This window comes from Mycobacterium sp. 1423905.2 (assembly GCF_001673155.1).
Taxonomy (GTDB): domain Bacteria; phylum Actinomycetota; class Actinomycetes; order Mycobacteriales; family Mycobacteriaceae; genus Mycobacterium.
This window is the reverse complement of the sequence record NZ_LZLE01000068.1, coordinates 1-7,571: the sequence shown is the minus strand read 5'-3', so window position 1 is coordinate 7,571 and position 7,571 is coordinate 1. Positions and strand designations below refer to the sequence as shown.

The window sequence follows — 7,571 nt, the reverse complement described above, 5'->3', positions numbered from 1 at the left end:
CGCACCGCCGGCGATGACACCGGTACCGGGGCTGGCGGGGCGCAACAGCACCACACCGGCCGCGGCCTCACCCTGGACCGGGTGGGTGATGGTGCCGCCGATGAGCGGTACCCGGAAGAAGCCTTTGCGAGCCTCCTCGACGCCCTTGGCGATCGCGGCCGGGACTTCCTTGGCCTTGCCGTAGCCGACACCGACCATCCCGTTGCCGTCGCCCACGATGACCAGCGCGGTGAAGCTGAACCGCCGGCCACCCTTGACCACCTTGGAAACGCGGTTGATGGCGACGACGCGCTCTAGGTAGTTGCTCTTGTCACCGTCGCGGTCACGGCCGCCGCGGCCGCCACCGTCACGGCGACCCCGCCCCTCGCGGCTGTCCCGGCTGTCTGGGCCGCCCTGGCCCCCGGCCGTTTGCTCCGCCATTATGCGGTCCTTCCGTTCATCAGAAACTCAATCCGTTCTCGCGTGCGGCATCGGCCAGCGCCGCGATCCGTCCGCCGTAGGTGTATCCACCGCGGTCGAAGACCACGGTGTCGATGCCGGCCGCCTTGGCGCGCTCGGCGATCAGTTGGCCGACGCGCACGCTGCGGGCCTTCTTGTCTCCCTCGAGCCCCCGCACGTCGGCTTCGATCGACGAGGCGGCGGCCACGGTGGTGCCGTTGAGGTCGTTCACCAGTTGCACGTGGATGTGCCGCGCGGACCGGTGCACCACCAGACGGGGCCGTTGGTCGGTGCCGGAGATCTTCTTGCGCAGCCGCGCGTGCCTCCGCACTCGGGACACCCGCCGGGTCGCAGAGATGTTCTGCCCCACCGGCTTGCGCTCAGCTGCAGCTGCCTGAGTTTGCGCCATGACTACTTACCTGTCTTTCCGACCTTGCGGCGGATCTGCTCACCCTCGTAACGCACGCCCTTGCCCTTGTACGGGTCGGGACGGCGCAGGCGGCGGATGTTCGCCGAGATCTGACCGACCTTCTGCTTGTCGATGCCCGACACCGTGAACTTCGTCGGCGCCTGGACCGCGAACGTGATGCCTTCGGGGGCCTCGATGACCACCGGGTGGCTGTAGCCCAGCGCGAACTCGAGGTTGGAGCCCTTGAGCTGCACGCGGTAACCGACCCCGAAGATCTCCATCTTGGTGGTGTAACCCTCGGTCACACCGGTGACCAGGTTGGACACCAGCGTGCGCGACAGTCCGTGCAACGAGCGGTTGCGCCGCTCGTCGTTGGGACGGTTGACCACGATGGCGCCATCTTCGTTGCGCTCCACCGTGATTGGCTCCGCCACGGTCAGGTCCAGCGTTCCCTTGGGACCCTTGACCGAGATCTTCTGGCCGTCGATCGTGACGTCGACTCCGGCCGGGATCGGAACCGGCTGCTTACCAATACGCGACATTTGTTAACCCCTCACCACACGTACGCGAGGACTTCGCCGCCCACGCCCTGTCTGGCTGCCTGACGGTCGGTGAGCAGACCCGACGACGTCGAAATGATCGCGACGCCAAGGCCACCGAGCACGCGCGGCAGGTTGGTGGACTTGGCGTACACCCGCAGGCCGGGCTTGGACACGCGCTTCAAGCCCGCGATGCTGCGCTCCCGGCTGGGGCCGTACTTGAGTTGCACGACCAGCGACTTACCCACCCGAGCATCCTCGGTGCGGAAGTCGGTGATGTAGCCCTCGTTCTTCAGGATCTGGGCGATGTTCGCCTTGATCTTGGAGTGCGGCAGGCTCACTTCGTCGTGGTACGCCGAGTTGGCGTTGCGCAGACGGGTCAGGAAGTCCGCGATGGGGTCCGTCATAGTCATATCGTCAGCCCCCCGTCACCAACTGCTCTTCTGCACGCCGGGCAGTTCACCCGCGTGCGCCATCTCGCGCAGGCAGATCCTGCACAGCCCGAACTTGCGGAACACCGCGCGCGGGCGGCCGCACTTGCTGCAGCGGGTGTAGCCGCGCACCGCGAATTTCGGCTTGCGCGCGGCCTTGTTGACCAATGCCTTTTTCGCCATGCTCAGTTCTCCTTGAAGGGGAAGCCGAGCGCCCGCAACAGCGCCCGTCCTTCCTCGTCGTTCGTCGCCGAGGTGACGACGTTGATGTCCATGCCTCGGACCCGGTCGATCTTGTCCACATCGATCTCGTGGAACACCGACTGCTCGGCCAAGCCGAAGGTGTAGTTGCCGACGCCGTCGAATTGCTTGGGCGACAGACCGCGGAAGTCCCGAATACGCGGCAGGGCAATGGAAGTGAGCCGATCGAGAAACTCCCACATGCGGTCTCCCCGCAGCGTGGCCCGCACCCCGATCGGCATGCCTTCACGGAGCTTGAACTGCGCGATGGATTTGCGGGCGCGGCGAATCTCCGGCTTCTGCCCGGTGATCAGCGACAGGTCGTTGACCGCGCCGTTGATCAGCTTGGCGTCCCGGGCGGCCTCGCCCACGCCCATGTTGACCACGACTTTGGTGACGGTCGGGATCTGCATGACGTTGGCGTAGCCGAACTGCTGGTTCAGGGCGTCCCGGATCTCGCTGCGGTAGCGCTCTTTGAGGCGCGGCTGAAGTTTTTCTGTGGTGGTCACTTTAGATGTCCTTGCCGTTGCGCTTGGAGATACGGACGCGCTTGCCGGTCTCCTCGTCGACCCGATAGCCGATGCGGGTGGGCTTGCCGTCGGAGTCGACGACCATCACGTTCGAGACGTGGATCGGCGCCTCTTGGGTGACGATGCCGCCCGATCGGGCGCCACGCTGGTTGGTCGAGATCGCGGTGTGCTTCTTGATCCGGTTGACGCCCTCGACCAGCACGCGGTTGCGGTCCGGGTAGGCCCGCAGCACCTTGCCCTTGGCGCCCTTGTCTTTGCCGGCGATCACCAGCACCGTGTCGCCCTTGTGGACCTTCATCTACAACACCTCCGGGGCCAGCGAGATGATCTTCATGAACCGCTTCTCCCGCAGCTCGCGGCCGACCGGCCCGAAGATGCGGGTGCCGCGCGGGTCGTTGTCGGGCTTGATGATCACCGCCGCGTTCTCGTCGAACTTGATGTAGCTGCCGTCTGGGCGCCGACGCTCCTTGACGGTGCGCACGACGACAGCCTTGACGACGTCCCCACGCTTGACGTTGCCGCCGGGGATGGCGTCTTTGACGGTGGCGACGATGACGTCACCGATTCCGGCATAGCGTCGCGACGAACCACCGAGCACCCGGATGCACAAGATCTCCTTGGCGCCGGTGTTGTCGGCGACCTTCAGCCGCGATTCCTGCTGAATCACTCGATCTCCTGACCTGGTATGCGTGTGCACGGCAGGAGGCAAGCAACACTCACCAAACAACCTGACGTGCGCGGTTTGTGTCTCCGAAGGGCACGCGGGGCCGATGACGCTTGCACGCACCAGCCGAGGTCTGCCCAAGGCAACCCCTAGAGTCTAGGGGACGACCAGCTCAGAGCCAAATTCGTCGAGATAGCTAGAAGGGCGGCGGTTCGCCTTCGTCCGGTGAGTCCCACCCGGTCCAACATTCTGCCCGGCGGGTTGTACGAGCGTTGTGGTTTTGCCGGCGTTCGGTGGCGACGCGGCTGGCGTGGTTCTGGGCGCGGGTGCGGCGGCGTCTGGGCATCATCGCGGTGCGTTCGCCGCAGTAGGCCTCGGGCGCGCCGGCTTCTGACGTCGGAAGGTTGCCGGTGGCCGAGCACAGGCTCGGGAAAAGCAGGGCGCTGCCAGGGGTGGTGACGTAGGTATGGCCGGCGGGTGAGGTCAGGATCAAGGTGCCGTCGGGAAGTTGCTTTTCGTGCCAGCCCCAGAAGGTTTTGATCAGGTGGTGCAGCCGGCAGTAGCACTTGAGGTTCGATGCGTGGGTCGGCCCGCCCTGGGCGTACGGGACGGTGTGGTCGAGGTCGCACACGGCGGCAGGGCGATCGCAGTGGGGGAAGCGGCACGTCAGGTCGCGGCACCGCACGAAGTCGGCCAACGCTTTCGACGGCGTGTAGCCCGGCTCGGGTGGGGCATCGGCGGGATGCACCAACGGCACCAGCTTCGCCGAAGCGGCCAACTCGGCCAGCAGTTCGGGGGTGATGAGCCCGTCGGCTCCCACCAGCGAAGCCGACGCGCCACCGGTGCCGCTCAGCGCGGCTTGCTCGGCGATGACATGGATGACCACCGGGGAAGACGCGGGCCGGGTGCCGGCCGCACAATCGGGGCGCCCGCAGCGACAGCCCAGCCGGTCGGCGTCGGCGGCCAGCGCACCCAGCGCATCGGCGCGGCGTTGAGCGTGAGTTCGCGGGTCGTGTTCGCACACCGTGCGTGCCAGGGCCGTGAGCCGCTGATCCAAGGCGCGAGCATCCGGGGTCATCAGGATGCCTTCGAGCTGAGACATCCCGTCCTCCAAGTCACCGATCCACACCTCGCGGTCGTTGTGCCGCTCGCGGCGCCGGCGTACCGCGTCGGCGTCGACTCTGACCACGATCGCATCAACCAGTCCGGACAGCCGCTGCCGGCTCAGCGATGACCAGCGCGGCACCCGAACGAACAACTCGTCGTCCACCGCGGCCAATACCTCGCGGTCGGTGATCAACTCGGTGCGATAGGCAATGGTCTGAAACATCCGGAAGTCGATGTCGCCGGCTTTGAATAGGTCGGCGACCCGCGGGAGGCGCTCGCGCATCACCCGGGCGTACCCGACCCGGCTGGACGCCAATGCCTGGCTGATTCCCAACGCCGCAGAGACCTCGGCAGCCACCGCCTCCATGGTGTCCACCGCCCAGTCCTCAGTCTCAGAACAGCGCGACAGCCGGTAGGCGAACAATTCACCGATCGCAGCCAGTTGGGCGGCCGCCGCACGGTTCTCGACGCGCGCCATCGCCGCGATCTGCTCGATGTGGGCGGCGGATTGCGCGGTCGTCGACGGATAGCACCGCTCGAAGTGCTCGTTGAATCGCGCGATCACATCATCGAACATGTGTTCGATTATGCCACCGGCCTACGACAATCTACTCGGATCGATACCAGGCGGCCACGTAGAGCACCAGTGCAGTGGCCAACCCAATCAGCACCCAGATCACGACGGCTTGATCCACCCACGAACCCGTGGGCGGCGCGCCCGGAAGGATGTTGCGCAATGGCACGACGGCGAACAGCATCGCGGCGTACCAGGTCGAGAACGGCGGCAGAAACTTGCGGCGTCCGGTCAGCATTTGGATGGCGACGAACAGCGCCAGGGTCGGCAGCGTGATGAGCACCAGGCAGATCCCGAGGTCGAATACCAGGGGCCCCTTGGCCCGCTGCAAAGTGATGACGACGTTGTCCGGGCGGGCCGGGTCGGGGCTGCTGCGCCCGACTCGCGCGACGGAGATGTCCCACCCCTCCAGCAATCCGGTGACTTCTACCCGAGCCGGTTTGTACTGACGATTCTCCCCCGACCCGACCAACACGTCGGCCTGGATGGTGTCGGTCCGATAGACGTCGAACGGCCAGTCTCCGGGTTCGCCGTGCGCGGGTATGGTCGTGGCCACTTGGGCCGGCGACTTGCCGATCGGGTACTGCAGGTCACCTAAGTCGTTGCGCGGCAAAAACCGCACCGAAGTGTCCACAGTCAACACGCCGAGCCGCTTGTCGACCATCGAATCATCGGGCATCACAAGCACTTTGACGTCGAGCCGATGTTCGACATGGTGCAACTGCTCGATACGCACCAGGACCACGGTGTTGTCGACCGTGCTGACATCGGGCTCGGCGAGCGGACCGGGCGCGGTGGCAAGCCAGTGATAGCCGACCAGCGACAGCAGATAGATGACGACGACCCCTAGGACGACGCAAACATCGATGACGAAGTGCCGTCGTCGCGGCTTGCCAACGGGCGCCGGTTGCGCGGGCGCAACCGGGTTCCCGTGGCCGGGCAGCGCGAAAGTCTCGGCCAGGACGTGTTCTTTCGACACCGTCACGCAGTGAGATGTTATCCACGTGTGTGTTTGCTAGCAGCCGCTAATGAGCGACGCTACGAGCATTTAACACTCGGCGCCACCAGCGTTAACACGGCGTTTCGACCAGCCGTACGCCAAGCGTGGACCTTAACGCGTGTGCCGGTACCACGCGGCGATGTACACCACCATCGCGGTGGCCAGCGCGATCAGCACCCAGATCACCACGGCCTGATCTATCCAGGAACCCATCGGCGGCGAGCCGGGCAGAATATTGCGCAGTGGCACGACGGCAAACAGCATGGCGGCATACCAGGTGCCGAACGGTGGCAGGAATTCCCTACGGCCGGTGACCATTTGGATGGCGACGAACAGCGCCAGCGTGGGCAGGGTGAACAGCACCAGGCAGATGCCGAGATCGAACACCAACGGTCCCTTGGCCCGCTGCAAGGTGATGACGACGTCGTCGAGCCGATCCGACGTGCTGCTGCTGGAATCCCCCACCCGCTGCACCTGGATGTCCCAACCGTCCAGGGTTCCCGTCACTTCCACCCGGGCGGGTTTCGGCGCGCGATGCTCGCCGGAGCCCACCAGCATGTCGGCGTGGATGGGGTCGGTGGTGTAGGTGTCGAACGGCCAGTTCGCCGGGTCACCGTGAGCTTCGATGGTCGTGGCAACCTGGGCGGGAGTTTTGCCTACCGGATAGTGCAGGTCCCCCGAGTCGTTACCGGGATACAACCGCACCGTGGCGTCGACGGTTATTACGTTCAGTCGTTTATCGGTCATCGAATCATCGGGTAGCACAAGCACTTTGACATCGAGCCGGTTGGCGACGGTGTGCAGTTGCTCGAACCGCACCAACACCACCGTGTCCGCCGTGGTACCCACGTCCGGCTTGGGCAAGGGTCCCGGCGTGCTCGCCAGCCAGTGATAGCCCAGCAGGGACAAGACGTAGAGCACGGCAACGCCGATAATGATGGACGTGTCCAGCACCAGGTGCTTGCGGCGCGACATGTGCTTGGTTTCGGGCGCCGGGGCGGCTTCCACCGAATCGTTAGCTAGGGGCACCGCCTCGTCTTGCGACACGGGGTCGAATCGTAGCAACGAACCTCACCGCCGCCCGCGATTCAGCGAAGACTCAGTCCGACTGCCTCACCCAGGCCAGAATGTACAGACTCATCGCCACGGTCAACGCGATGAGCACCCACTGCACGATGGCCTGGTCGATCCACGCCCCGGGCGGCGGTGATCCGGGCAGAATGTTGCGCAGTGGGACAATGGCGAACAAGTTGGCCGCATACCAAGTTGCGAACGGCGGCACGAACTTTCGCCTGCCCAATGCCATCGGAACCGCCACCAACAACGCCAAGGTCGGCAGGGTGACGAGAACCGCGCAGATGAACAAGTCGAAGATCAGTGGGCCTTTCGCCCGCTGCAGTTTGACGACGACGTCAGAGTTGTCCCGCACGCGCGATGCCGGCCCAGGATCACCGCTGGAATGCACCCGCGTTAAGCTCACTTCCCACCCGTCCAGCGAGCCGGTGACTTCTACCCGCGCTGGAATCCTCTTTCGATTGTCGCCCGTACCGACCAACACATCGGCTGAAAGTTGCTCTGTCTTGTAGCTGTCGAACGGCCAGTTGCCGGGGTCACCGTGCGCCTCGATCGTCGTGCTGAC

At 65.2% G+C, this 7,571-nt stretch carries 12 protein-coding genes; all 12 read right to left on the bottom strand.

The genetic code is table 11. The annotated features are described in order from the left end of the window. Positions 1-420 (bottom strand): 30S ribosomal protein S5 (locus A9W95_RS04070; protein ID WP_067409345.1); only part of this gene is annotated, 420 nt, incomplete at its 3' end. Between the two features lie 19 nt (positions 421-439). Beyond that, complete coding sequence (rplR, locus tag A9W95_RS04065; protein ID WP_156745991.1) at positions 440-808, bottom strand: 50S ribosomal protein L18; 369 nt, start codon at positions 806-808, stop codon at positions 440-442. 41 nt (positions 809-849) lie between these two features. Continuing rightward, positions 850-1,389: a 50S ribosomal protein L6 gene (gene rplF / locus A9W95_RS04060; protein ID WP_067409343.1), complete on the bottom strand. Its 540-nt coding sequence runs from the start codon at positions 1,387-1,389 to the stop codon at positions 850-852. Positions 1,390-1,400: 11 nt separating this feature from the next. Then, a complete protein-coding gene (gene rpsH, locus A9W95_RS04055; protein ID WP_067409342.1) occupies positions 1,401-1,799 on the bottom strand; it encodes a 30S ribosomal protein S8 in 399 nt (132 codons plus the stop codon). 15 nt (positions 1,800-1,814) lie between these two features. Further along, positions 1,815-2,000 (bottom strand): type Z 30S ribosomal protein S14, encoded by a 186-nt coding sequence (locus A9W95_RS04050; RefSeq protein ID WP_011739072.1) that lies wholly within the window; start codon positions 1,998-2,000, stop codon positions 1,815-1,817. A gap of 2 nt (positions 2,001-2,002) precedes the next feature. Continuing rightward, positions 2,003-2,566 carry a 50S ribosomal protein L5 gene (gene rplE, locus A9W95_RS04045; RefSeq protein ID WP_067409341.1) on the bottom strand — a complete coding sequence of 188 codons (564 nt, stop codon included), beginning with the start codon at positions 2,564-2,566 and terminating at the stop codon, positions 2,003-2,005. Between the two features lies 1 nt (position 2,567). Then, a complete protein-coding gene (rplX, locus tag A9W95_RS04040) occupies positions 2,568-2,885 on the bottom strand; it encodes a 50S ribosomal protein L24 (RefSeq protein WP_067409340.1) in 318 nt (105 codons plus the stop codon). Then, the gene (rplN, locus tag A9W95_RS04035; protein ID WP_003403649.1) at positions 2,886-3,254 is read right to left on the bottom strand and encodes a 50S ribosomal protein L14; all 369 of its coding nucleotides are present in this window, start codon (positions 3,252-3,254) and stop codon (positions 2,886-2,888) included. A gap of 193 nt (positions 3,255-3,447) precedes the next feature. Further along, the gene (locus A9W95_RS04030; protein ID WP_067409339.1) at positions 3,448-4,935 is read right to left on the bottom strand and encodes an HNH endonuclease signature motif containing protein; all 1,488 of its coding nucleotides are present in this window, start codon (positions 4,933-4,935) and stop codon (positions 3,448-3,450) included. A gap of 31 nt (positions 4,936-4,966) precedes the next feature. Then, positions 4,967-5,875 (bottom strand): DUF4436 domain-containing protein, encoded by a 909-nt coding sequence (locus tag A9W95_RS04025; protein ID WP_253851553.1) that lies wholly within the window; start codon positions 5,873-5,875, stop codon positions 4,967-4,969. Positions 5,876-6,043: 168 nt separating this feature from the next. Further along, positions 6,044-6,907 carry a DUF4436 domain-containing protein gene (locus A9W95_RS04020; RefSeq protein WP_082982881.1) on the bottom strand — a complete coding sequence of 288 codons (864 nt, stop codon included), beginning with the start codon at positions 6,905-6,907 and terminating at the stop codon, positions 6,044-6,046. Positions 6,908-7,031: 124 nt separating this feature from the next. After that, positions 7,032-7,571: DUF4436 domain-containing protein (locus A9W95_RS04015; protein WP_156745990.1), on the bottom strand; the 540-nt coding region annotated here is incomplete at its 5' end.